Origin of the sequence: Streptomyces sp. NPDC102462 (assembly GCF_044765425.1) — a bacterium.
Taxonomy (GTDB): Bacteria; Actinomycetota; Actinomycetes; order Streptomycetales; family Streptomycetaceae; genus Streptomyces.
Map to the genome: position 1 here is coordinate 104,935 of NZ_JBIWKB010000005.1, position 23,441 is coordinate 128,375.

At 71.9% G+C, this 23,441-nt stretch carries 20 protein-coding genes; 10 read left to right on the plus strand and 10 right to left on the minus strand.

Annotated features, from left to right (window positions below; translation table 11 throughout):
* Window positions 1–371: 371 nt before the first annotated feature.
* The 3 genes from ACIRFL_RS06500 (at window position 372) to ACIRFL_RS06510 (ending at window position 3,562) form a co-directional block, all read left to right on the plus strand.
* The gene (locus ACIRFL_RS06500) at window positions 372–2,054 is read left to right on the plus strand and encodes a trypsin-like peptidase domain-containing protein (protein WP_404024848.1); all 1,683 of its coding nucleotides are present in this window, start codon (window positions 372–374) and stop codon (window positions 2,052–2,054) included.
* A 126-nt stretch (window positions 2,055–2,180) separates the two neighbouring features.
* On the plus strand, window positions 2,181–2,639 hold the full coding sequence (locus tag ACIRFL_RS06505) for a sec-independent translocase (protein ID WP_404024579.1): 459 nt from the start codon (window positions 2,181–2,183) through the stop codon (window positions 2,637–2,639).
* Window positions 2,640–2,890: 251 nt separating this feature from the next.
* The gene (locus ACIRFL_RS06510; protein ID WP_404024580.1) at window positions 2,891–3,562 is read left to right on the plus strand and encodes a hypothetical protein; all 672 of its coding nucleotides are present in this window, start codon (window positions 2,891–2,893) and stop codon (window positions 3,560–3,562) included.
* A gap of 397 nt (window positions 3,563–3,959) precedes the next feature.
* On the opposite strand, the gene ACIRFL_RS06515 is transcribed toward ACIRFL_RS06510, so the two are convergent.
* The 3 genes from ACIRFL_RS06515 to ACIRFL_RS06525 are packed head-to-tail and all read right to left on the minus strand — an operon-like array spanning window position 3,960 to window position 7,063.
* Window positions 3,960–5,093 carry an Mrp/NBP35 family ATP-binding protein gene (locus tag ACIRFL_RS06515; protein ID WP_404024583.1) on the minus strand — a complete coding sequence of 378 codons (1,134 nt, stop codon included), beginning with the start codon at window positions 5,091–5,093 and terminating at the stop codon, window positions 3,960–3,962.
* Between the two features lie 45 nt (window positions 5,094–5,138).
* Window positions 5,139–5,741, minus strand: coding sequence for a DUF1003 domain-containing protein (locus ACIRFL_RS06520; protein ID WP_404024584.1), 603 nt, complete (start codon window positions 5,739–5,741; stop codon window positions 5,139–5,141).
* Window positions 5,738–7,063, minus strand: a complete 1,326-nt coding sequence (locus ACIRFL_RS06525; RefSeq protein WP_404024587.1) for a magnesium transporter MgtE N-terminal domain-containing protein — start codon at window positions 7,061–7,063, stop codon at window positions 5,738–5,740. Before ACIRFL_RS06525 ends, ACIRFL_RS06520 begins: the two co-directional genes overlap by 4 nt.
* A 237-nt stretch (window positions 7,064–7,300) precedes the next feature.
* Between ACIRFL_RS06525 and ACIRFL_RS06530 the strand changes: the two genes are divergently transcribed.
* Window positions 7,301–8,056, plus strand: coding sequence for a hypothetical protein (locus ACIRFL_RS06530; RefSeq protein ID WP_404024590.1), 756 nt, complete (start codon window positions 7,301–7,303; stop codon window positions 8,054–8,056).
* 19 nt (window positions 8,057–8,075) lie between these two features.
* Here ACIRFL_RS06530 and ACIRFL_RS06535 read toward each other — a convergent pair whose 3' ends face one another.
* Window positions 8,076–8,717, minus strand: coding sequence for a TetR/AcrR family transcriptional regulator (locus tag ACIRFL_RS06535; protein WP_404024592.1), 642 nt, complete (start codon window positions 8,715–8,717; stop codon window positions 8,076–8,078).
* A gap of 110 nt (window positions 8,718–8,827) precedes the next feature.
* On the opposite strand from ACIRFL_RS06535, the gene ACIRFL_RS06540 reads away from it, so the two are divergent.
* Window positions 8,828–10,321: an FAD-dependent monooxygenase gene (locus tag ACIRFL_RS06540; protein WP_404024851.1), complete on the plus strand. Its 1,494-nt coding sequence runs from the start codon at window positions 8,828–8,830 to the stop codon at window positions 10,319–10,321.
* Between the two features lie 782 nt (window positions 10,322–11,103).
* On the opposite strand, the gene ACIRFL_RS06545 is transcribed toward ACIRFL_RS06540, so the two are convergent.
* Window positions 11,104–11,619 carry a hypothetical protein gene (locus ACIRFL_RS06545; RefSeq protein WP_404024595.1) on the minus strand — a complete coding sequence of 172 codons (516 nt, stop codon included), beginning with the start codon at window positions 11,617–11,619 and terminating at the stop codon, window positions 11,104–11,106.
* A gap of 52 nt (window positions 11,620–11,671) precedes the next feature.
* Window positions 11,672–12,805, minus strand: a complete 1,134-nt coding sequence (locus ACIRFL_RS06550) for a magnesium and cobalt transport protein CorA (protein ID WP_404024597.1) — start codon at window positions 12,803–12,805, stop codon at window positions 11,672–11,674.
* Between the two features lie 491 nt (window positions 12,806–13,296).
* Between ACIRFL_RS06550 and ACIRFL_RS06555 the strand changes: the two genes are divergently transcribed.
* Window positions 13,297–13,893 (plus strand): suppressor of fused domain protein, encoded by a 597-nt coding sequence (locus tag ACIRFL_RS06555; RefSeq protein ID WP_404024599.1) that lies wholly within the window; start codon window positions 13,297–13,299, stop codon window positions 13,891–13,893.
* 52 nt (window positions 13,894–13,945) lie between these two features.
* Here ACIRFL_RS06555 and ACIRFL_RS06560 read toward each other — a convergent pair whose 3' ends face one another.
* Window positions 13,946–15,169 (minus strand): MFS transporter, encoded by a 1,224-nt coding sequence (locus ACIRFL_RS06560; protein WP_404024601.1) that lies wholly within the window; start codon window positions 15,167–15,169, stop codon window positions 13,946–13,948.
* A 203-nt stretch (window positions 15,170–15,372) separates the two neighbouring features.
* Here ACIRFL_RS06560 and ACIRFL_RS06565 point away from each other — a divergent pair, with 203 nt between their 5' ends.
* From ACIRFL_RS06565 to ACIRFL_RS06575, 3 genes are all read left to right on the plus strand, one after another.
* On the plus strand, window positions 15,373–16,014 hold the full coding sequence (locus ACIRFL_RS06565) for a DUF6758 family protein (RefSeq protein WP_404024602.1): 642 nt from the start codon (window positions 15,373–15,375) through the stop codon (window positions 16,012–16,014).
* A gap of 444 nt (window positions 16,015–16,458) precedes the next feature.
* Entirely contained in the window at window positions 16,459–17,316 is an 858-nt protein-coding gene (locus tag ACIRFL_RS06570) for a PHP domain-containing protein (RefSeq protein ID WP_404024604.1), read from the plus strand.
* A gap of 51 nt (window positions 17,317–17,367) precedes the next feature.
* Window positions 17,368–17,973: a MarC family protein gene (locus ACIRFL_RS06575; protein WP_404024607.1), complete on the plus strand. Its 606-nt coding sequence runs from the start codon at window positions 17,368–17,370 to the stop codon at window positions 17,971–17,973.
* Between the two features lie 203 nt (window positions 17,974–18,176).
* Here ACIRFL_RS06575 and ACIRFL_RS06580 read toward each other — a convergent pair whose 3' ends face one another.
* Window positions 18,177–18,329, minus strand: a complete 153-nt coding sequence (locus ACIRFL_RS06580) for a hypothetical protein (protein ID WP_404024609.1) — start codon at window positions 18,327–18,329, stop codon at window positions 18,177–18,179.
* A gap of 162 nt (window positions 18,330–18,491) precedes the next feature.
* On the opposite strand from ACIRFL_RS06580, the gene ACIRFL_RS06585 reads away from it, so the two are divergent.
* Complete coding sequence (locus ACIRFL_RS06585; RefSeq protein ID WP_404024852.1) at window positions 18,492–19,394, plus strand: NYN domain-containing protein; 903 nt, start codon at window positions 18,492–18,494, stop codon at window positions 19,392–19,394.
* Window positions 19,395–19,506: 112 nt separating this feature from the next.
* Here ACIRFL_RS06585 and ACIRFL_RS06590 read toward each other — a convergent pair whose 3' ends face one another.
* Together ACIRFL_RS06590 and ACIRFL_RS06595 are read right to left on the minus strand one after the other, a co-directional pair.
* Window positions 19,507–20,385 (minus strand): alpha/beta fold hydrolase, encoded by an 879-nt coding sequence (locus ACIRFL_RS06590; protein ID WP_404024612.1) that lies wholly within the window; start codon window positions 20,383–20,385, stop codon window positions 19,507–19,509.
* A gap of 216 nt (window positions 20,386–20,601) precedes the next feature.
* A complete protein-coding gene (locus ACIRFL_RS06595; RefSeq protein WP_404024855.1) occupies window positions 20,602–23,331 on the minus strand; it encodes a DEAD/DEAH box helicase in 2,730 nt (909 codons plus the stop codon).
* Window positions 23,332–23,441 lie beyond the last annotated feature (110 nt).

Genomic DNA, 23,441 nt, shown 5'->3' on the forward strand with positions numbered 1-23,441 from the left:
CGACCACGAGCGACGGCGACTTCGAGTTGGCCCACCCGACCACCACGCCCGACAGGGACAACGGGGCTGAGGGCGCCGTTTCCGGTGCGGGTGCCGAGGGCACCGGTGGCGCGGGCGCGGGCATCGGTTCCGGTTCGGGCGCCGGTGGCACGGGTGCCGGTGGCGCGGGCGTGGCTGCCGGCGCCGGTTCGGGTGTTGAGGCCGTGGGCGGCGAGGTGAACGCCGTCGGTGCCGGGGCCGGGGAGTCCGGTGGGCGGGGCAAGCCCCTGCACGACCCTGATCCGTACAGCACGCCACCGTACGGGGAGCCCGGCCCCTGGGCACCGGCCCCGCCGGTCCAGCACCCGGCGACGACACCCACCCACGGCACGATGCTCCCGGCTCCGCCGCCCGCCCACGGCACCACGCCTCCTGGCCCGCTGCCCGCTGACGGCATGCCGATCCCGGCCGGCCCGCCCCCCGCTCCGGGTGTGACGATTCCCGCCTCCGCTCCGGCACCCGGTCACGGCACGGCGACCCCAGCCCCGCCGCCCGGTCACAGCGGGACGATTCCCGCCGCCCCGGTCTCGCCGCCCGGCCACGGTGGGACGATTCCCCCTTCGGTTCCGGTGCCCGGCCATGGCACGGCGATTCCGGATGGCTCGGCGCACGCTCGCAGTGGGGCGTTTCCGGCTTCGGGGGACGGTGCGTCGCAGTCGGACGCGACGCTCTACCCCCTGCCGGGCATGGCGCCGCAGCCGGACTCGACGCTTCACTCCGCGCCGGGCGCGGTGCCACAGGCGGACCCGGCGCTCTTCCCCGCGCCGGGCGCGGGTCCGCAGCTCGGGGCTTACCCCGTGTCCGGTGCGGTTCCGCAGTCCGGTCCCTGGCAGCGGTACGACCCCTGGGCCCCCGCTCCGCTTCAGCAGAACGGTGCCGCCGTTCCCACCGTGGGGCAGCGGCGTCGACGGGTGCGCAAGGCGCTCGTCGGGGGTGCCCTGGTGCTGGCCCTGGTCTCCGGGGGCGTCGGCGGCATCGTAGGGGTGTACCTGGAGCGCAACGGCGGAGTGTCGGACGTCCATCTGCCCCAGGCGGGCAAGGAGCCCACCGGCCGGCCCGCGGACAGCGTGGCCGGGATCGCCGCACGTGCCCTGCCCAGCGTCGTCACGCTGCATGTGGCCGGCAGCAGCGAACAGGGCACCGGCACCGGCTTCGTCCTGGACACGCGCGGCCACATCCTGACCAACAACCACGTCGTCGAGCCCGCCGGGCCGAGCGGCGACATAACGGTGACGTTCAGCGGCGGCGAGACCGCGAAGGCCCAGGTCGTCGGCCGGGACAGCGGCTACGACCTGGCCGTCGTCCGGGTCAAGGGCGTACACGGACTCAAGCCGCTGCCCCTCGGCAACTCCGACAACGTCCGGGTCGGCGACCCCGTCGTCGCCATCGGCGCCCCCTTCGACCTCTCCAACACCGTCACCTCCGGCATCATCAGTGCCAAGGAGCGGCCCATCACGGCGGGCGGCGAGAGCGGGGACGGCAGCGACGTGTCGTACGTCGACGCGCTGCAGACCGACGCGCCCATCAACCCGGGCAACTCCGGCGGCCCGCTCCTCGACGCACAGGCCAGGGTCGTCGGCATCAACTCCGCCATCCGTTCGGCCGACAGCGGCTCCGACACCCAGGGCGGTCAGTCCGGCTCCATCGGCCTCGGCTTCGCCATACCGGTCAACCAGGCCAGACGCGTCGCCGAGGAACTGATCAACGACGGCCGGGCGACCCACCCGGTGATCGGCATCACCCTCGACATGGCCTACACCGGCGACGGCGCCCGCATCGGCACCAAGGGCGGTGACGGCGGCCCCGCCGTCACCACGGGCGGCCCCGGGGACCTGGCCGGGCTCAGGTCCGGCGACATCATCACCGAGGTCGACGGACAACGCGTCCACTCCGGCGACGAGCTGATCGTCAAGACCCGCGCCCACCGCCCCGGCGACCGTCTGGACCTCACCGTCGAACGCGACGGCACGGAGAAACACGTTTCGTTGGTGCTCGGTTCCTCAGGCCACAACTGACAGAAACCTCACCTCGGGACAGTACCGGTCGGACAGGTCCGCCGGGTACCGTGGACCCGGCCCGGACCACGGAAACACAACGGACAACCGAGGGCCGAGGACTGAGGACATCGCAAGGAGCTTCAGGTGTTCAATGACATAGGACCGCTAGAGCTGGTGACGATCGTTGTGCTCGCCGTGCTCGTCTTCGGTCCGGACAAGCTCCCCAAAGTCATTCAGGACGTGATGCGGACGATCCGCAAGGTGCGGGAGTTCTCGGAGAGCGCCAAGCAGGACATCCGCAAGGAACTGGGCCCGGAGTTCAAGGACTTCGAGTTCGAGGACCTCAACCCCAAGACGTTCATCCGCAAACAGATGGAGAACGACGACCTCGGTCTGAAGGAGATCCGCAACGGCTTCGACCTGAAGAAGGAGATGGCCGAGGTCACCGACGCGGTCCACGGCCGGGAGAGCGAGGCACCGCCTTCGGCCTCCCCGTCGTCCTCGTCCTCTTCCGGTGGGTCCGGCGGCCGGGTCGACATGACCAAGAAGCCCGAGCCGCCCGGCAAGGACGACCGCCCGCCCTTCGACGCGGACGCCACCTGACCGTACGGCCGAACCCGCTCACCCACACGTCCCGATGCGACCCCGCGTCGGGACGTGACGCGTTTCATATCCCGTGCACGTCGCGCGCGCCGCGAACCGGCCTGCCGCGCGACCCACGCACCGGGCGGTTTCCCCTGCTGCCCGCGGCGGTGTGGATATGCTGCCGAGTTGTTGTGCGGACCGGACGAGTACGCCCGAAGGGGGGCGGGCCCCGTCCCGGTCCGACGAGAGCGAGGGAGGCGTCGGGGCACATGGACACGACAGGTGGAGCGGTCACGCAGGCGTCGGCCGCGGCGGGCCGACAGCAGCCCCCCTCCGCGCGGCGCACGGTCGACGGCTATCTGCTGGCGCACTTCCCGTGGTACGGGCTCGACGAGGCGTTCACGGGGCCGCGCTGGCTGATGCAGGTCGGTACGGCGGCGGACGGCGCCGTAGAGCACGGGTCGATCGGGCACGGCGACGAACCCTCCGTCAGGAACGAGTACGCGGTCGGCTCCTCGGGCGAGCCCCGGGACAAGTTCGCGGTCGTGGTGACCGTCGCCGCGAATCCGTCCCGGCACAGCGCCGACGGCACCGGGCTGCTGGAGGCCACGTCGGTGTCCTCGGCGGCGTGGCTGGCCGGTGTCGGGCTGCTGTCGCTCACCTGGCCCGGGCATATGGACCACACCCTGCGGGACGAATGGCTGGAGCAGCAGACGGAGATCGCGTGGGCCCTGGCCGACGATCTGTCCGGTCCGGCGTGGTCGACGCTGTCGCTGCCCGTGGACGGCGTGCCCGCGCCCTTCCACTACCAGGAGTCGGAGTTCGGCTGGGTGCTTGCCGGTTCCACGCGGGAGGGGGTGCACCTGGGGGCGTATGGGCGGGGGATGAGTGCGTACGGGCTCGGGTTCGCCATGATCAAGGACATCGGCGCCTACGGGTAGCCTGCGGCGCCTTTGCCGGTTTGCGTGGTTCCTCGCGCCCCTGTACGCATTCTCGCCGTGGGGGTTGGGCCGGGTGGCGGGTGCGGGTTGGTTGTGGCTGGTTGCGCAGTTCCCCGCGCCCCTGTGCGCTTGCTCGCCGTGGGGGTTTGGGTTGGGTGGCGGGTGCGGGTTGGTTGTGGCTGGTCGCGCAGTTCCTCGCGCCCCTGGGCGCCTTCTCGCCGTGGGGGTTGGGTCGGATGGCGTCTGCGGGTTGTATTGGGCTGGGCGCGCAGTTCCCCGCGCCCCTGTGCGCCTTCTCGTCGTGGGGGTTGGGTTGGGTGGCGTCTGTGGGTTGTTTTGGGCTGGTTGGGCAGTTCCCCGCGTCCCTTGTGGGGCGCGGGGTTCTGGGGTGGTGGGGTTAGAACTTGTTGCGGGGGGTGATTCCCAGGGAGAGGCCGGCCAGGCCGCGTTGGCGGCCGCCCAGTTTGCCGGCGATGGCGCGGAGTGCCGAGCCCGCCGGGGAGTCGGGGTCGCTCAGTACCACCGGCTTGCCCTCGTCGCCGCCCTCGCGCAGGCGGACGTCGATGGGGATGCCGCCGAGCACCGGGACCGTCGTACCGGTCGTACGGGTCAGGCCCTCGGCTACCGCCTGGCCGCCGCCCGTGCCGAAGACGTCGATCATCTCGCCGCAGTGCGGGCAGGGCAGCCCGGACATGTTCTCGACCACGCCGACGATCTTCTGGTGGGTCTGTACGGCGATGGAGCCGGCGCGCTCGGCGACCTCGGCCGCGGCCTGCTGCGGGGTGGTCACGACCAGGATCTCGGCGTTCGGGATCAGCTGGGCGACGGAGATCGCGATGTCACCGGTGCCGGGCGGGAGGTCCAGGAGGAGGACGTCCAGGTCGCCCCAGTACACGTCCGCGAGGAACTGCTGGAGCGCGCGGTGCAGCATCGGGCCGCGCCAGACGACCGGGGCGTTGCCCGGGGTGAACATGCCGATGGAGATGACCTTCACGCCGTGCGCGGCCGGCGGCATGATCATGTTCTCGACCTGGGTGGGGCGTCCGTCGGCGCCCAGCATGCGCGGCACGCTGTGGCCGTAGATGTCGGCGTCGACGACACCGACCTTCAGCCCGTCGGCCGCCATCGCCGCCGCCAGGTTCACCGTCACCGAGGACTTGCCGACGCCACCCTTGCCGGACGCGACCGCGTACACCCGGGTGAGGCTGCCCGGCTTGGCGAACGGGACCTCGCGCTCGGCCTGCCCGCCGCGCAGCGCCGTCGCCAGTTCCCTGCGCTGCTCGTCGCTCATCACGTCGAGCGTCACCTCCACGCGCGTGACGCCGTCGACGCGGGAGACCGCCTCCGTCACGCGCTGGGTGATCGTGTCGCGCATCGGGCAGCCGGAGACCGTCAGGTACACGGTGACCGCGACCGCTCCGTCCGCGCCGATCTGCACCGATTTGACCATCCCGAGTTCGGTGATGGGCCGGTTGATCTCGGGGTCGTTCACCGTCGCCAGTGCCTGGCGCACCGCGTCTTCCGTAGCCATAAGGTCGATGGTACGGCGCCCGGCGGGGCCCCCGGTAAGCCCCCGTCAGCGGTCGTCCGCGTCACGTCCCGGCGGCCGTTCCGGCCGTTCCGCCGGGAACACGAACTGCCCGTCACGGCGGCGCGGCGTATCCAGGTCCCTGACGAGGTCCTGAAGCTCGGAGCGGATCCAGTCCCGGGTCGGCACCTCGCCCAGACCCATCCGCAGCGCGGCGATCTCGCGGGTCAGATACTCGGTGTCCGCGATGGACCGCTCGTTCTGTTTGCGGTCCTGTTCCAGGTTGACGCGGTCGCGGTCGTCCTGCCGGTTCTGCGCGAGCAGGATCAGCGGGGCGGCGTAGGAGGCCTGGAGCGAGAGCATCAGCGTCAGGAAGATGAACGGGTACTGGTCGAAGCGCAGGAAGGGCGGCGCGGCGACGTTCCACAGCACCCACAGCACGATGACGACCGTCATCCAGACGATGAAGCGTCCGGTGCCGAGGAAGCGGGCGATCTTCTCCGACAGCCGGCCGAACGCCTCCGGGTCCCACTCCGGCAGGATCCGCCGCCGGCGCGGCCCCGGCTGGTCGAGCCGGGTGGTGCGGGGCCGGGCGGCGGCGGTGGCCCCGGCGGGGCTGCGCTCGCGGGTGCTCTCGCGCTCGGGCGTCATGGCGCGCTCGTCCCCTCGTCCAGGTGGAACTCCGTCTCCCGCCAGTCGTCGGGCAGCATGTGGTCCAGGACGTCGTCCACGGTCACCGCGCCGAGCAGCGCCCCGGCCTCGTCCACGACCGGCGCCGCGACCATGTCGTACGTGGCGAAGAACCCGGCGACGACCGGCAGCGCGGCGTCCGGGGCGAGGGTCTGCAGATCGTCGTCGACGAGCGAGCTGCACAGGGTGTACGGCGGGTCGCGCAGCAGCCGCTGGAAGTGCACGGTGCCCAGGTACTTGCCGGTCGGGGTGTCGTCGGGCGGCCGGCAGACATAGACCTGGGCCGCGAGGGCCGGGGACAGATCGGGGTTGCGGACACGGGCGAGGGCGTCGGCGACGGTGGCGTCCGGCCGTACCACGATCGGCTCGGTCGTCATGAGCCCGCCGGCCGTGTGCTCCTCGTACGACATCAGCCGCCGCATGTCGGCCGCGTCGGCGGGCCGCATCAGGCTCAGCAGCCGTTCCTTGTCCTGCTCGGGCAGCTCACCGAGCAGGTCGGCCGCGTCGTCCGGGTCCATGGCCTCCAGGATGTCGGCGGCCCGCTCCTCCTTCAGCTTGCCGAGGATCTCGATCTGGTCGTCCTCGGGCAGTTCCTCCAGGACGTCGGCGAGGCGGTCGTCGTCGAGGGCGGCGGCGACCTCGGCGCGCCGCTTGGCGGACAGGTGGTGCAGCACATTGGCGAGGTCGGCGGGGCGCAGCTGCTCGAAGGTGGCGAGCAGGCTCTCGGCGCCCTGCCCGTGCTCCTCCAGCGAGAAGCCGCTGACCGCCGACCATTCGACGGTCAGTGTCTCGCCGGCCCGTCGCCCGCCGCCCTTCCAGGGCAGGGCCAAGCGCCTTTCCTCCCCGGTACGCCGGAAGGCGCCGCCCTTCCTGCCCTTGCGCACGAAGACCCGGTCGACCTCCCAGTCCCGACGGGCCGGCAACTGCTGCACGGCCACGTCCAGGACGGTGACCTCCTCGCCGGTCTCGGTCAGGGTGACGCGGCGGTCGAGGAGTTCCCCGAGGACGAGCCGTTCGGTGGGGCGCTGCTCGAAGCGGCGGACGTTGAGCACCCCGGTGGTGATGATCTGGCCGGACTCGATGCTGGTCACCCGGGTCATGGGCAGGAAGATGCGGCGCCGGGTGGGCAGTTCGACGACGAGGCCGAGCAGGCGCGGGGGACGCCGTCCGACGCGCAGCATGACGACGAGGTCCCGCACCCGGCCCACCTGGTCGCCGTTCGGGTCGAAGACGGGGACCCCGGCCAGGTGCGAGACGAAGATCCGGGGGACGCCGGCTGCCATGACTGTGCTTCCTTCAGCTTCCTTGGCTTCCTCTGCGTACGGCAGGCCGCTGGCCGCGCCCTTGCGTGTCCAGCCGTGTCCCCCTTTCCGAATTGCCCGCTCGGTGGGGTTCAGGCTAGCCCGTCCCGGTCGGATACGCCCTGGTGAGCGGTCCGGACGGACTGGCTCCGCCGAGGCCCGACGGCCCCGGTACGCTGCCGTACGCCGCTTGGTTCCAGCAGAAAGGCAGCCCCACCTGTGACCGTGATTGCGCAGGGCCGTATCCGCCGGGCCGCGTTGGTGACCGCGATGTGCGCACTGGCCGTGACGGGCGCGACGGGACTCACGGGGTGCAGCGAGGATCCGGACGCGGGCACCAACGGGGTGGGCAAGCTGCCCGCCGCCAAGATCCAGTCACAGACCCGGGCGGCGGCGGACTCGGCCTCCGCGGTGCGGCTGTCGGGGACCGTGGTGACCAGCGGGAGCACATACAAGCTCGACATGCGTCTGAAGGCCGACGGCGGCACGGGGTCGGTGACCTCGGAGGGTGCGACCTTCCGGCTGCTGCGGGTCGGCGAGCAGCTGTATCTGAAGGCCGACGCGGACTTCTGGAGCCACGCGGACGCCGGCGGCGCCAAGGGCGGCGAGACGGCGGCCGTGGAGAAGCTGGGCGGCAAATATGTGAAGGTGCCGCAGGGCGACCCCGCGTACAAGAAGTTCAGCGGCTTCACGGACAAGGACGTGCTCCTCGACGGGCTGCTGACCCTGCACGGCGACCTGGAGACCGCCGGCCACCACGAACAGTCCGGCGTCCGCACCATCCGCATCACCGGCGACAAGGGCGCCGGCGGCAGCCTCGACGTCTCCCTGGAGGGGCGTCCGTACCCGCTCAGCCTGACCCGCGCGGGCGACGCCGGGACGCTCCGCTTCTCCGACTGGGGCAAGAGCTTCACCCTCACCGGACCGGCGAAGGACGAGACGGTGGACTACGGCAAACAACTGCCGACATCGTGACCGGCCGGCCGCTCACGGGTCACTGATCGTCTGCCAGCTGCCGCAGACCGTTCGCCAGCAGCGCGAACCCGTGTTCCGCATCGGCCACCGCATCCGCGAAGCGCGCGTCGGCCGGCTCCCCGTACGCCAGGCGCGCGGCGTTGTCCTGCGCCAGCGCCCAGTGCACCGCGACGATCTGTACGGCGCCCAACCGCGCCGTCAGCTCCGCGGTGTTCGCGGTTTCCCGCAGTGCCCGGGCGAGCGCGTGTTCGGCGCCGCTCTTGAACCGTTCCATCCGGGCCACCAGTGAGGGCGTGTCCAGGATCATCCGGGTGATCCGCAGCACCTGGGGATGGTCGTTGAGCCCGGTGATCGGGTCCCGCTCGCGCAGCCCCTCGAGGAAGTGCTCCCGCACCGCGGCCAGCGGAGCGGTGCCGGGCGGACGGGCCCGCACGACGCGGGCGATCTCGGGCTCGTGGTCGGCGAGGCGATGCACCACGAGGTCTTCCTTCGCCGGGAAATAGGCGAAGAGCGTGCGCTTGGAGACCTCGGCGGCCTCGGCCACCTGTGCGACGGAGACCTGCTGGAAGCCGTGTTCGAGGAACAGGCTGATCGCCGCGTCGGAGATCGCCGCGCGGGTCCGCTGCTTCTTCCGCTCCCGCAGCCCTGGCTTGTCGTCCACGCCGCACACCGTAACAGATTGGTTCCCCGAGAGTATTTCTGCACCTGGTATACATTTACCCCGAGGTGGAGATTGACCGAAGCAGGAAGGAAGAAGGGGACGTGAAGGTGTTGGACGAGAACGAGACCGAGATCGAGGTCGTCGTCGCGGGCGCCGGCCCGACCGGACTGATGCTGGCGTACGAACTGGCACTGGCCGGGGTCGAGACCCTGGTGCTGGAGAAGCTGCCCCGGCCCGTCGAGCAGGTGAAGGGCGGCGGGATCCAGCCCCGTACCGCGGAGATGCTGGAACTGCGCGGGCTGCTGGAACCCCTGCTGAAGCGTGCCGTGTCCCGTGAACCGGTGGGCGGCCACTTCGCGACCCTGCCCGTCCCGCTGGACTGCGCACCCTGGGGGACCAGGCACCCCTACCCGATCGCGATCCCCCAGTGGGAGATCGAGGAAGTGCTCGAAGAGCGGGCGATCGCCGCGGGCGCGCGGGTGCTGCGCGGCGCCGCCGTCTCAGGGGTCGAGCAGGACGGTGACGGCGTGGTCGTGACGGCGGCCGGCCGGGCGGTGCGGGCCCGCTACCTGGCGGCCTGCGACGGCGGCCACAGTACGGTACGGAAACTGCTCGGACTGCCGTTCCCCGGCCGGCCCGGCACACACCAGGCGGCGCTGGCCGACATCCGCCTGACCGCCGCCTCCTCACTGGTGCCGCGACAGATGGGGCACATGAGCGGTCTGACCCGGCACGCGGGCGGCTACTGGGCCATGCTGGTCCCTCTCGGCGACGACCGGTACCGGTTCACCTTCGGGCACGCGGAACCGGCGGACGTCGACCGCGACACCGCCGTCACCCACGAGGAGATCACCGCCGCGCTCCACGCCGTCTACGGCCGTGAGACCACCCTCGGCCGCGTCGACAACTCCTCGCGGTTCACCGACGCCACCCGACAGCTGGAGCAGTACCGCGCGGGTCGCGTCCTGTTCGCGGGCGACGCCGCGCACATCCATCCGCCGCTCGGCGGACAGGGGCTCAACCTCGGCATACAGGACGCGTTCAACCTCGGCTGGAAACTGGCAGCGGCCGTCCAGGACCGGGCGCCGAGCGGCCTGCTGGACAGCTACCACGCCGAACGGCATCCGGTCGCGGCCCAGGTCCTGCGCCACACGTCGGCCCAGCGCGTCCTGGCCGACCAGGACCCGAGCGAGGACGTGGCCGCGCTGCGTGACATCGTCATCGACCTGCTGCGCCTGCCCGACACCAACCGCCACCTCGCGGGACTGATGTCCGGCCTCTCACTGCGCTACCCGCTGCCCGGCGATCATCCGCTCACCGGACAGCGCGTGCCGGACGCCGACCTGATCACCGAGGGCGGCCCCACCCGGCTGTCGACGCTGTTCCGCTCCGGGCACGCCGTCCTGCTCGACCTGGCCGGAACCGTACCGGCCGGCCTCCGGCTCCCGCCGCAGGTCGACCTCGTCCACGCCACATGCCCCGACATCCCCGCCACTAGCCTGCTCATCCGCCCCGACGGCTACACCAGCTGGGCCACGGACGGCTCCGCCGCCCCTGCCGATTCCCTGCGCACCACCATCAACAACCTCACCAACACCCCCTGACCCCAACGCACCTACTTCAACACCGGCCCCGCCCCTCTCTTTCCCGCCGCGACGGCGCTCAGCCACGACGTCGTCACCCGGCGGTGCCGAACCAACCGGGACCCATCGCCGCCGGGACGGCGATCGGCTGCGACGGCGCTCAGCCATGACGGTGTTGCCCGGCGACGCAGCAAGGACCCGCCCCTCGGACCCGCGTGGGTCCGACCGCCCCGCTCCCGGCGACGGAGGTTGCCCCCTCTTCCCGCCGCGACGGCGCTCAGCCAAGACGTCGTCGTCCGGCGGTGCCGAATCGAGCGTGACCCTTCGCCGCCGTGACGGCGATCGGCTGCAACGGCGCTCAGCCACGACGGTGTTGCCTGGCGACGCAGCAAGGACCCGCCCCTCAGACCCGCGTGGCTTGACCGTCCCGCTCCCAGCCACGGAGGTCGCCCCCCCTCTTCCCGCCGCAGCGGACCTCAGTCACGACGTCGTCGCCCGGCGGTGCCGAACCGAGCGCGACCCTTCGCCGCCGGGACGGCGATCGGTTGCAACCGCGCTCAGCCACGACGGTGTTGCCCGCGACGCAGCACGCACCCGCCCCTCGGGCCCGCGTGGCTTGACCGTCCCGCTCCCAGCCACGGAGGTCGCCCCCCTCTTCCCGCCGCAACGGCGCTCAGCCACGACGGTGTCGTCCGGCGGTGCCGAACCGAGCGCGGCCCTTCGCCGCCGGGACGACGATCGGTGCCGAAACGAACGTCAACGGGTTCCTGCCCGCGGCAGCGGTTGGCGGTGTTTGAGGGGCGTCAGGCTCGCCTTCGGCGTTTTGCCAGGAGGCGCGGCAGCGCAGCCGGCACCGGGCGGCGGGTCGTCGCGGGCGTCGGCAGTGGGGGCGCGGCGAGCGGCCCGTCCGGGAGGGGCGCAGTCGCCCCCGTCGGCGTCAGCCGGAGCACCCGGCACTCGCGGGACCAGCGGTCCGTCATGGCCTCGCCGTCGACCGCGTTGAGCCGCTTGCCCTTCAGCTCGGTCACCGCGGCCTCCCACTCCGCGGACCCCGCCGGGAGTTCGGACACGGTCGCCGTCCAGGTGACCAGCCGGCCGCCCTTGTCCTTGCTGCGCACGGTCACCTCGGCGGAGCCGCCGTCGGCGAGCCCGGGCAGCGGCTGTTCCCCGGGCCCGTCGCCGACCAGGCACACCGCTCCGTCGTGCCACGCGTGCCACAGCGCACGCGCGGCGGCCGCCCCGGCACCGCGGACCCAGACGAGCCCGGACTTCTTCGTGGCCTCCTCGACGAGGGCGCGGTCAAGCAGCTCGCTTGTCATGCGCCCAGCCTAACCAGCCGCCCCGCCGCAGGCGGCAGGCCGCGGACCGCCGTCACAGCCAGCCGTTGCGCTTGAGCGTGCGGTGGATGGTCAGACACAGTGCCACCGTGATGCCCATGATCAGCGGGTAGCCGTACTTCCACTTCAGCTCGGGCATGTGATCGAAGTTCATGCCGTACACACCGCACACCATCGTCGGCACCGCGATGATCGCGGCCCACGCCGTGATCTTCCGCATGTCCTCGTTCTGCGCGACCGACGCCTGCGCCAGGTTGGCCTGGAGGATGGAGTTGAGCAGTTCGTCGAAGCCCACGACCTGCTCCTGGACACGGGCGACATGGTCGGCGACGTCCCGGAAGTACTTCTGGATCTCCGGATCGATCAGCCGCATCGGCCGCTCGCTCAGCAGTTGCATGGGCCGCAGCAGGGGCGAGACCGCGCGCTTGAACTCCAGCACCTCGCGCTTGAGCTGGTAGATCCGCGCCGAGTCCACACCGCGCCCCGCCCCGCCCTTGCGGCTCGGCGAGAAGACCTCGGTCTCCACCTCGTCGATGTCGTCCTGCACGGCGTCCGCGACCGCGATGTACCCGTCGACGACATGGTCGGCGATCGCGTGCAGCACGGCCGAGGGCCCCTTGGCGAGCAACTGCGGGTCGTCCTGCAGCCGGTGCCGCAGCGCCCGCAGCGAACCCTGCCCGCCGTGCCGGACGGTGATGAAGAAGTCCCGCCCGGTGAAGCACATGACCTCACCGGTCTCCACGACCTCGCTGGTGGCGGTGAGCTGGTCGTGCTCGACGTAGTGGACGGTCCTGAAGACGGTGAACAGCGAGTCGTCGTACCGCTCGAGCTTCGGCCGCTGGTGCGCCTGCACGGCGTCCTCAACGGCCAGCGGGTGCAGCCCGAACTCGCTTGCGATACCGGCGAATTCGGCCTCCGTGGGCTCGTGCAGCCCGATCCAGACGAACCCCCCGTCGCGCCGCACCTGGCGCATCGCCTCGTGCGGGGTCAGTGGCTTGGCGCTCTCGACGCGGGCGCCGTCCCGGTAGACGGCGCAGTCGACGACGGCCGAGGGGGTCGAGGGGTCGCGGGTGGTGTCGTAGCTCCCGCTGTCCCGGCGCGGGGCGCTCTTGCGCAGGGAGGGGCGGGAGGGACGGACCACGGCACGCAGGTCGCGGATCATCGACATGGCGGGCTCCTTCGCGGTGGGCGGCGAAGCGCGAAAGGGCCGCGGTTCACGGCTGGAACTACCCGGAATGGGGACGTCCTGTGTGCGGATGTTTGGCACGTCCACAAAGCGGGGAGCACCGCACCGTCGCGGTGGCGAGCTTCGCTGCTGATTCAGATCAGACAGATCAGGCAGGGCAGAACGAAGTGCTCTTCCGAAGGCGCGTACGACGGCGCGAGCGCGAGAGGTGGCGGTAGGCCAGATCCGGAACGGCTACATCAACAGCCGGAAGAGCGAGTGGTACTGCACGGCCGACTTCGATCCATGGCAGCCCCACCTCCTCCAGCCGGTCCCTCGTAAGGGACGGTCCATTCCCCGTAGGGGGTCTCACAGGCGTCGGGTCTCGATGCGACGCTTCTGCGTGCTGCCCCGAACCACCGGCCAAGAGTATCAGCCGACCGCGGTGTCAAGGTGACGCTTTGCCCGCTGCTGACGAGTTCTATGCTCGCCGCATGGTTGATGTTCTTCCTCTGGTCGAGGCACGGTTGCGCGGCGCGCTGGGCGAACCGGACGCGCGTGCGGCGGTCACCTTCCTCGGCACGGACCGCATCGAGGTGCTGCGCTTCCAGGACCGCGACCGCGAGGTAGGCGTCGTCCGCTACGCCACGCTGGGCATGTCGGCGCACCCCATGACGGAGCCCACGGCGCCGCTCGCCGACCCCGTCCGGGGCCCCCGCGCCGAACTGGTGCTCTCCGTCCGCGCCGGCCTCGCCGACACCGACAAGGTGCTCCGCCCGCTCGCCGTGCTGGCCGCCTCGCCGCAGGTGGAGGGTGTGGTGGTGGCCCCGGGCGCCTCCCTCGACGTGGGGGAGCCGCTGTGGCCCGGCGCGCCCTTCGGCTCGGTCCTGGTCGCCGAGCCGGGCGGACTGGTCGAGGACCTGGAGCTGGACGCGCCGATGGATCCCGTACGGTTCCTGCCGCTGCTGCCGATGACCCCGAACGAGGCCGCCTGGAAGCGTGTGCACGGCGCCCAGGCACTCCAGGAGCGCTGGCTGACGAACGGGACGGACCTGCGGGACCCCGCCCGCGCATCCGTACCGCTCGGCTGATCCGAGGGCGACCCGGGCGTGACCGATCTCACCAAGTCCCGGCCGGATCCGGTCAGTTGGCGAAGACGCCGACACCGTCCTCGGTGGCGTGCCGGGTCGCCAGCTGCCCGGCCTCGTCGGTGAGGGCGGCCCGTCGTACGACGACCACGAGCGCGCCGATCAGCGCGGTGACCGCCGCCACCACGAACGGAATGCGGACGTCGGTCCACTCCTCGATCTTCGGCGCGAAGTAGGGTGCCGCCGCGGCGGCGAACCAGCGCACGAAGTTGTAGCCCGCGCTCGCCACGGGGCGCGGAGCATCGGAGACGCCCAGGGCCAGTTCGGTGTAGACGGTGTTGTTCACGCCGATGAAGGCACCGGACAGGACGGTGCACACGATGGCCGTGGTGTGGTCGCCGTAGCCGAGTACGAGCACGTCCGCCGCGAGCAGCACCAGTGAGGCGCCGAGCACCTTCAGCGAGCCGAACCGCCGCTGCATCCGCGGGGCCACGATCACCGAGAAGACGGCGAGCAGCAGGCCCCAGGCGAAGAACACGGCACCGGAGCGGTACGGGGTCATGTTCAGCACGAACGGGGTGAAGGCCAGCACGGTGAAGAACGTGTAGTTGTAGAAGAACGCCGAGGCGGCGGCCGACGCGAGCCCGCCGTGGCCGAGCGCCCTGATCGGGTCGAGCAGTGACGTCCTGCGGGCGGGCCTCGGCTGTTCCTTCAGGAACGCCGCGATGCACAGGAAGCCGATCGCCATCAGCGTGGCCGTGCCGAAGAACGGGTAGCGCCAGCTGGCGTTGCCGAGCACCGCGCCCAGCAGCGGGCCGCACGCCATGCCGAGGCCGAGCGCGGACTCGTACAGCAGGATCGCCGCGGCGCTGCCTCCGGCCGCCGCGCCGACGATGACCGCGAGGGCCGTGGAGACGAACAGCGCGTTGCCGAGTCCCCAGCCGGCCCGGAAGCCGACGAGCTGGCCGACCGAGCCGGAGGTGCCGGCGAGCGCGGCGAAGACCACGACGAAGGCGAGCCCGAGCAGCAGGGTCCCGCGCCCGCCCAGGCGGCTGGAGACGAAGCCGGTGAGCAGCATCGCCACGGCGGTGATCAGGAAGTACGAGGTGAACAGCAGGGAGACCTGGCTGGCGGTGGCGTCGAGGCCCTGGGCGATGGACGGCAGGATCGGGTCGACCAGGCCGATGCCCATGAAGGCGACGACCGATGCGCCGGCCGTCGCCCAGACCGCCTTGGGCTGGCGCAGGATGCCTCCTGCTCCGGCGTCGAAGGCGTCCATGTGTGCTCCAATCCGGACGGGGAGCCCTGAGGAGGTGGTTGGTGTATGCACATAGTAAGTTAGTATGGCTAATTAATGCAACGTACATCTACTCTTTCCCGGTCGGTGGGCGGGCGCGTGACGGTCCGGGGGTGGGCGGGGATTCCGTCCGGACGGGTGATCGTCCTTGACGTGGCGGTGTGCGGGTAGGACCGTGGGGCCCTATGAGGGGCGAACCCAGTTGCCCGAAGTGCGGTGGCCGGGTCAGGGCTCCCGGACTCTTCGCCGATTCCTGGCAGTGCGATGTGCACGGGACGGTGCATCCGCTGCAGCCCGTGATCCCGCCCAGCGTCGAGGCTCTCAGCGTGGTCGTCCATCGGACGCAGGTGCCGGTGTGGATGCCCTGGCCGCTGCCGGTCGGCTGGCTGTTCACGGGGGTGGCCTACGCGGGCGACGACCGCAGCGGCGGCCGGGCGACCGCCGTGGCCTGCTCGGGACCAGGACCACTCGGCGGCATGGGCGAACTGATCCTGGTCGCCGAGGAGTTGGGCGTCGGCCTCGGCGCGCGTTACGCGGGCATCGACGGCCCCGACCCGGGACCGTACCTGAACGTCGAGAAGCCGCCCCAGGCCAAGGTGCTGGCGGCCGGCCGGCCGACCCCGCTCTGGCATGTCACCGGCGCCCCGGACGACCGCGCCGTCTTCGCCGGCGAGGCCCGCGGGCTGTGGCTGTGGGCCGTGGTGTGGCCCGAGCAGACGGGCCTGCTCATGTACGACGAACTGGTGCTGACGGACCTGCGGGACGCGGGCGCCGAGGTGGACCTGGTGCCCTGCGGAGCGCTGTCGCCGCGGCTGCTGGAGCCCTGAACACCGACCGCGGCCCGACCGCGCGAGGCCGCCCGGATGCGGCCGCGGGCCGGCCGGGGACCGTATCGGAGGCCGGGGGAGGCCGGGGGCTGCAACGGAGGATGCCGTGGGGGCCGGGGGTATACCGGAGGATGCCGTGGGGGCGGGGGTGTATCGAGGCCGGGGGAGGACCGGCTGTACCGGACAACGCCGTGATACGGCCAGGGGCCGTATCGCAGACCGGGGGCTACTACGGAGGATGCCGTGGGGCGGGCCGTATCGGAGGCTGGGGGAGGCCGGGGCTGTACCGGAGGACGCCGCGGGAGGGCCGGGGTTGTACCGGAGGGCCTTGCGGCGGCCGGGGCTGTAGGGGGCGCGGGTGTGCTTCGGTCGTGACACGGCATCCGTGGGCGCCCGTTATCCTTAGGTGTCCCTTCGGTCCCGTCCCCGCCTGGAGCCCGCGTCGTGCGCATCGACCTGCACTGCCACTCCACGGCCTCCGACGGCACGGACACCCCCGCCGAGCTGGTGCGCAACGCCGCCGCGGCCGGTCTTGACGTCGTCGCGCTGACCGATCACGACACCACCCGCGGCCACGCCGAGGCCATCGCCGCGCTCCCGCCGGGGCTCACCCTCGTCACGGGCGCCGAGCTGTCCTGCCGTGTGGACGGCATCTCCCTGCATCTGCTGGCCTACCTCTTCGACCCCGAGGAGCCCGCCCTGCTGGCCGAGCGCGAACTGGTCCGCGACGACCGGGTGCCGCGGGCCCAGGGCATGATCGCCAAGCTGAACGAGCTGGGCGTCCCGGTCACCTGGGAGCAGGTCGAGCGGATCGCGGGCGACGGCTCCGTCGGCCGGCCGCACGTCGCTTCCGCGCTGGTCGAACTGGGCGTCGTGCCGACCGTGGGCGACGCGTTCACCGAGGACTGGCTTGCCGACGGCGGACGGGCCTTCGTGGCGAAGCACGAGACCGACCCGTTCGAGGCCATCCGGCTGGTCAAGGCCGCCGGCGGCGTCACCGTCTTCGCGCATCCGGCCGCCGCCAAGCGCGGCCGTACGGTGCCCGAGTCCGCCATCGCCGAGATGGCCGCGGCCGGCCTCGACGGCATCGAGGTCGACCACATGGACCACGACGCGCAGGCCCGGACCCGGCTGCGCGCACTGGCGAAGGACCTCGGGCTGCTGGTCACGGGCTCCTCGGACTACCACGGCAGCCGCAAGCCCGTGGCCCTCGGCGAGTACACCACGGACCCCGAGGTGTACGGCGAGATCACCCGGCGTGCGACCGGCGCGTTCCCGGTGCCCGGGACCGGCGGGGCCTGACCTGTACCCGCGCCCCCCGTACGTCTCTTTCCGCAAGGCTCCGCTGTGCCCATGGTCGACCTCGCCGTCTTCGGCTCCCTGTTCCTCACCCTCTTCGTCATCATGGATCCCCCCGGGATCACCCCGATCTTCCTCGCGCTGACCGCCGGACGCCCCGCCAGGGCGCAGAAGCGGATGGCGTTCCAGGCCGTCTGTGTGGCCGGCGGGGTGATCGCCGTCTTCGGCCTGCTGGGCCACCGGATCCTCGACTATCTGCATGTCTCCGTGCCCGCGCTGATGATCTCGGGCGGACTGCTGCTCCTGCTGATCGCGCTCGACCTGCTCACCGGCAAGACGGACGAGCCGAAGCAGACCAAGGACGTCAATGTCGCCCTCGTACCGCTGGGCATGCCCCTGCTGGCCGGTCCGGGTGCCATCGTGTCGGTCATCCTGGCCGTGCAGAAGGCCGACACCGTGGCCTCCCAGGTCGCGGTGTGGTCGGCGATCCTCGCCGTCCATGTCGTGCTGTGGCTGGTGATGCGCTATTCGCTGCTGATCATCCGGGTCATCAAGGACGGCGGGGTGGTGCTGGTGACGCGACTCGCGGGCATGATGCTGTCCGCCATCGCCGTGCAGCAGATCATCAACGGGGTCACCCAGGTGATCAAGGGCGGCTGAGCCCGGGCGGGCCCGGTGGCCGCGCCTCATGCGCAGGGCCCCCGTCGGCGTCGATGCCGCGGGGGCCCTGAAAGCTCTTCGTCGGTGGTCCGTGATCCGTGTGACCCGTGACCGGTGATCCGCTCGCTGAGTGTCGTTCGTGCTTCTTGAGTGTCTGCTACAAGGTGTGTCTGCTACGAGGTGTCCGCTACAAGGTGTGTCTGTTACGAGGCCGGGCTCTCGGCGGGCCGGATCCACAGCCGCTGTCCGATGGCGGCGGCCTGCTGCACGATCCGGTTGACGGAGGCGGCGTCCACGACGGTGCTGTCCACGGGCGTCCCGTCGACCTCGTCGAGTCGCATGATCTCGAAGCGCATGGCTTCTCCCTTCCTCTCGTTGTTCCGTCTCAGTCAACGGGATGCTTGTTACAAACATTCCCTACGCTAAGGAAATTTTTCGAGTATCTAATTACTGATGGGTAAGAGGTTCTTACGAGACTGACCGGGACCGGTTGTGTTCGCAGCGTGACCGCCGAGACAATGGAGGTGATGAACGAAGACCAAGCCGGCATCCAGGCCCGCATCGACCGCACCAACGAGCTGCTGCAGCGCATGCTCGCCGAAGTGGCGAAGACGCCCTCCACCCACGCGATCTTCGTGGACGCCGGCTACCTCTACGCGGCCGCGGGCCGGCTGGTGGCCGGGACCGAGGACCGGCGCGCCTTCGACCTCGACGCGGAGGGCCTGATCGAGGCGCTGATCGACCGCGCCCGCACCATCTTCGCGGACAGCAGACTGCTCCGCGTCTACTGGTACGACGGCGCCCGGCGCCGCATCCACACCGCCGAGCAGCAGTCCATCGCCGAACTCCCCGACGTCAAGGTCCGCCTCGGCAACCTCAACGCCAACAACCAGCAAAAGGGCGTCGACTCCCTCATCCGCACCGACCTGGAGTCCCTGGCCCGGCACCGCGCCATCAGCGACGCCGCGCTCATCGGCGGCGACGAGGACCTGGTCTCCGCGGTGGAGGCGGCCCAGGGCTACGGCGCCCGTGTCCACCTCTGGGGCATCGAGGCACCCGAGGGCCGCAACCAGGCGGAGCCCCTGCTCTGGGAGGTCGACAGCCAGCGCACGTTCGACCTGGACTTCTTCAAGCCGTACGTCGCCCGGCGCACCGCCCCCGCCTACGAGGGCACGGCGAACCGGCCCACCCGTGAGGACGTCCGCTTCGTGGGCGCCCAGATCGCGGCGAAGTGGCTGTCCGCGCGCGGCCGGGAGGCCCTGCTGGAACTGCTGCCCGGCCACCCCTATCTGCCCGGCTCGGTCGACCAGGACCTGCTGGTCGAGGCCGAAGGACTGCTCCAGTACTCGCTGCGCGGCCAGGCGGAACTGCGGCGCGCGCTGCGGGACGGCTTCTGGGAGCACCTGCGGACGCAGTACTGACCCGGTGGCGGTCGGTGGCCTGACCGTCTTCGCCTGTGCGCTTCTCGGCGACTTCGCCGATGTGGTCTCGCTGTCGTCGCCGGTGCGGTTCTCCCCGTTCTTACCGGTCGCCTTACCGGTCGCCGTCCTCGCCCGTGCTGTCCCAGAAGTCGGCGATCGCTCGGGCCGTCGGGAGCGGCTGGTCGGTGTTGGGCGAGTGCTCCGCACCCTCGACGACGGTACGGCGGGCCCCGAGCCGTACGGCCATCTCGTCGAGGAGCGGCACCGGCCAGGTGTCGTCGGTCGCACCGGACAGCACATGGAACGGCAGTCCCACCGCGGCGAGTTCACCGACGCGGTCCGGCTCGGTGCACAACTGGCGCCCGGTGGCGATCAGTTGGGCCGGCCTGTTGCCAAGCCAGCGGCGGCGCAGCGCCGTACGGTCGGCCGGACCGCCGTCGACCTCGGTCTCCTCGGGCGGCTCCATCGTCTGGATGGTGTCCCACACCTCCGCCATCGACATCACGGCGAGGGCGTCCCGCAGCAGCTTGACGCGCTGCTGCTGGGAGGCGGAGATCTGCGCCGGGCCGGAGGCCATCAGGGTGAGCGAGCGGAACGCGGACCCGTCCAGCAACACGGCCGCCCGCGCGATCTGCCCGCCCAGGGAGTGCCCCAGCAGGTGCACCGCGGTGCCCAGGGCCGCCGCCTGCGCCAGCACGTCCCGCGCCAACTCCCGCTGTGCGTAGGCGGATTCGTCGCGCTCGGGGCCGTCAGACTCGTACTGCCCGCGTCCGTCCACGGCCACGGCCCGATAACCGCGCCGTGCGAGCGGCACGAGCAGTGGATGGAAGTCCTCCTTGCTCCCGGTGAACCCGGGCAGCAGCAGCGCGACTCCCCGGGGCCGCACACCGTCGGCCACGGGCGAGTCGACCACGGCGAACTCGCCACGCGCGGTACGCAACGCGTAGGCACGGGCACCGGGAGGCGGAACGAAGGAGGGCGGCCTGCTCATGCCCCAGAGGCTATCGGCCGCCGGGACCGGAAGCAGAACGGGCCGGAGGGCTTCCGGACGAATCCCGCCAACCCGACGGCCGGTCCCGTACGAGGCGAGGCCGACGGGACGTGACGATGGGGTGGGGCCGTGCCGGTCGTTCTGTGCGGGGACGCCGACGGCCCGGTCCCGTCTGGGCGGGCCGGGCCGTCGGCGTGGGCGTGGCGGCGGTGCCGGTCAGCCCTCCGGGGTTTCCGCCGCCGCTGCGGTCTTGCGGGTCCTGCGCACCCTGGGCTTCGCCTCCGCGGTCGCTTCGGCGACCTCGGCGCCGGCCGTGTCCGCCACGGTCGTGGCCTTGCGCGTGCGGCGCCTCGGCTTGACCTCCGGCTCCTCGGTGGCCTGCGCCGGAATCCCGGCGGTCACCGGTGCGGCGGCGGCCTTCCGGGCCCGACGAACCTTCGGCTCGGCCTCGGCACCGTCCGCGGTGTCCACGGTGGCGGCCGCCTTGCGGGTGCGCTTCGGCTTGGCCTCGGTTTCCGCGGTTCCGGCCGGTGCCTCGGTGGCGGCGGCGGTCTTGCGGGTGCGCTTCGGCTTGGCCTCCGTGCCTTCGGCTGTGTCGAGGGCGGTTTCGGCGGTGGCCGCGGTCTTGCGGGTGCGGCGCGGCTTGGCCTCTGCGGTCGTCTCGGGCGCGTCCGCGGCGACTGTGGCGGTCGCCTTGCGGGTGCGCTTCGGCTTGGCCTCCGTGGCCTCGGCTGTGTCGAGGGCGGTTTCGGCGGTGGCCGCGGTCTTGCGGGTGCGGCGCGGCTTGGCCTCTGCGGTCGCTTCGGGCGCGTCCGCGGCGACTGTGGCGGCCGCCTTGCGGGTGCGCTTCGGCTTCGCCTCCGTGGCCTCGGCCGTGTCCACCGCGGTCTCGGCCGTGGTCGCGGTCTTGCGGGTGCGGCGGCGGGGCGTGGCGGTGCCGTCCGTGGTGGTCTCCACGACGTCGACCGTGCCCTGCGTCTCCCCGGCGGTGACCTCCGCGGCGGCGGTCTTACGAGTCCGACGGGCCTTGGGCTTCGCCTCCGCGGCTTCGGCACTGTCCAGCGCCGCTTCGGCAGCGGTCGGCGTCTCCGCCGCAGCTGCCGTCTTGCGCGTACGACGGCGCGGCTTCGCCGGCGCTTCCGGCTCCGCGACCACCGCCGCCTCCGGCGCGGGCGCCGCGGCCACGGGCTCGACGCTCGGCTCGGGTCGCACGACGACCGTGGACTCGACGACCACCTCGGGCCGTACGACTGCCTCGGGCCGTACGACTGCCTCGGGCTCGACGCGCGCCTCGGGTGCGGTGACCGCCGCGCTCGCGGTCTCGGCCGGTGCCGACGCCCGCTCGCGCTCCGTCGCCTTGCGCGTGCGCCGGCGGCGCGGCTGCCGCTCGGGGGCCTCGGCCCCGGCCGTGCCCTCCGCCGTCGCCAGGGCGGCCTCGGCGGTCGGCGCCGGCTCGGCCGGCTCGGCAGCCGCGGCGACCGCCACGGGCTCCGCGGGCGCCCCGCCACGGGTGCGGCGCCGACGGCGCGGCGTACGCGGCGTCGTGATCTCCTCCGCGGTGACGGCCTCGGCGGCCTGTGCCCCGGAGTCGGCCGGTGCCGCCCCGGACCCGGCGGGCGCCGAGTCGAGCGGTGCCCCGCCGCGCGTGCGACGGCGGCGGCGCGGTGCGGCCGCCGGACGCTCGCGCTCACGCTCGGCGGGCCGGGGCTCGCCACGGCCGCCTCGGCCGCCGCGACCGCGCGCACCGCGGCCCCCGGTCTCGCCCAGATCCTCCAGCTCCTCCGCCTCAAGACCGGCGCGCGTGCGCTCGGAGCGCGGCAGGACACCCTTGGTGCCCTCGGGGATGCCGAGTTCGGCGAAGAGGTGCGGGGAGGTGGAGTACGTCTCCACCGGGTCGTTGAAGCCCAGCTCCAGCGCCTTGTTGATCAACTGCCAGCGCGGGATGTCGTCCCAGTCCACGAAGGTGATCGCCGTACCCTTCGCGCCCGCCCGGCCGGTGCGGCCGACGCGGTGCAGATACGTCTTCTCGTCCTCGGGGGACTGGTAGTTGATGACATGGGTCACGCCCTCGACGTCGATGCCGCGCGCGGCGACGTCGGTGCACACGAGGACGTCGACCTTGCCGTTGCGGAACGCGCGCAGCGCCTGCTCGCGGGCGCCCTGGCCCAGGTCGCCGTGGACCGCGCCGGAGGCGAAGCCGCGCCGCTGAAGCTGCTCGGCGATGTCCGCCGCCGTCCGCTTCGTACGGCAGAAGATCATCGCAAGCCCGCGGCCGTCGGCCTGAAGGATGCGCGCGATCATCTCCGGCTTGTCCATGGAGTGCGCGCGGTAGACGAACTGCTTGATGTTGGCGACGGTCGCGCCCTCGTCGTCCGGCGCGGTGGCGCGGATGTGCGTCGGCTGCGACATGTACCGGCGGGCCAGGCCGATCACCGCGCCCGGCATGGTCGCCGAGAACAGCATGGTCTGGCGCCTGGCCGGCAGCATGTCGATGATCTTCTCGACGTCGGGCAGGAACCCGAGGTCCAGCATCTCGTCGGCCTCGTCGAGGACCAGGCACCTGACGTGCTTCAGGTTCAGCTTCTTCTGCCCGGCGAGGTCGAGCAGCCGGCCGGGGGTGCCGACGACCACGTCGACGCCCTTCTTGAGGGCTTCCACCTGGGGTTCGTAGGCCCGGCCGCCGTAGATCGCGGTCACCCGCACATTGCGCACCTTGCCCGCGGTCAGCAGGTCGTTGGTGACCTGCGTGCACAGTTCGCGGGTGGGGACGACGACGAGCGCCTGCGGGGCGTCGGTGAGGTCTTCGGGTGCGGCCCGGCCCGCCTCGACGTCGGCGGGGACGGTGACGCGTTCGAGGAGCGGGAGGCCGAAGCCCAGCGTCTTGCCGGTGCCGGTCTTGGCCTGGCCGATGACGTCCGTGCCGGAGAGGGCGACGGGGAGGGTCATCTCCTGGATGGGGAAGGGAGTGGTGATGCCGACGGCCTCCAGGGCCTCGGCTGTCTCGGGAAGGATTCCGAGTTCTCGAAACGTCGTAGTCAGGGTGCTGCCTCTTCTGT

Excerpts from the sequence above, each read along its gene's own strand:
- ACIRFL_RS06560 (WP_404024601.1), bottom strand. The coding sequence starts at position 15,169 with ATGGACGCCTTCGACGCCGGAGCAGGAGGCATCCTGCGCCAGCCCAAG.
- ACIRFL_RS06585 (WP_404024852.1), top strand. The coding sequence starts at position 18,492 with ATGGAGGTGATGAACGAAGACCAAGCCGGCATCCAGGCCCGCATCGAC.
- ACIRFL_RS06555 (WP_404024599.1), top strand. The coding sequence starts at position 13,297 with ATGGTTGATGTTCTTCCTCTGGTCGAGGCACGGTTGCGCGGCGCGCTG.
- ACIRFL_RS06580 (WP_404024609.1), bottom strand. The coding sequence starts at position 18,329 with ATGCGCTTCGAGATCATGCGACTCGACGAGGTCGACGGGACGCCCGTG.
- ACIRFL_RS06575 (WP_404024607.1), top strand. The coding sequence starts at position 17,368 with ATGGTCGACCTCGCCGTCTTCGGCTCCCTGTTCCTCACCCTCTTCGTC.
- ACIRFL_RS06565 (WP_404024602.1), top strand. The coding sequence starts at position 15,373 with ATGAGGGGCGAACCCAGTTGCCCGAAGTGCGGTGGCCGGGTCAGGGCT.
- ACIRFL_RS06525 (WP_404024587.1), bottom strand. The coding sequence starts at position 7,063 with ATGGCAGCCGGCGTCCCCCGGATCTTCGTCTCGCACCTGGCCGGGGTC.
- ACIRFL_RS06515 (WP_404024583.1), bottom strand. The coding sequence starts at position 5,093 with ATGGCTACGGAAGACGCGGTGCGCCAGGCACTGGCGACGGTGAACGAC.
- ACIRFL_RS06520 (WP_404024584.1), bottom strand. The coding sequence starts at position 5,741 with ATGACGCCCGAGCGCGAGAGCACCCGCGAGCGCAGCCCCGCCGGGGCC.
- ACIRFL_RS06590 (WP_404024612.1), bottom strand. The coding sequence starts at position 20,385 with ATGAGCAGGCCGCCCTCCTTCGTTCCGCCTCCCGGTGCCCGTGCCTAC.
- ACIRFL_RS06550 (WP_404024597.1), bottom strand. The coding sequence starts at position 12,805 with ATGTCGATGATCCGCGACCTGCGTGCCGTGGTCCGTCCCTCCCGCCCC.
- ACIRFL_RS06500 (WP_404024848.1), top strand. The coding sequence starts at position 372 with ATGCTCCCGGCTCCGCCGCCCGCCCACGGCACCACGCCTCCTGGCCCG.
- ACIRFL_RS06545 (WP_404024595.1), bottom strand. The coding sequence starts at position 11,619 with ATGACAAGCGAGCTGCTTGACCGCGCCCTCGTCGAGGAGGCCACGAAG.
- ACIRFL_RS06510 (WP_404024580.1), top strand. The coding sequence starts at position 2,891 with ATGGACACGACAGGTGGAGCGGTCACGCAGGCGTCGGCCGCGGCGGGC.
- ACIRFL_RS06595 (WP_404024855.1), bottom strand. The coding sequence starts at position 23,331 with ATGACCCTCCCCGTCGCCCTCTCCGGCACGGACGTCATCGGCCAGGCC.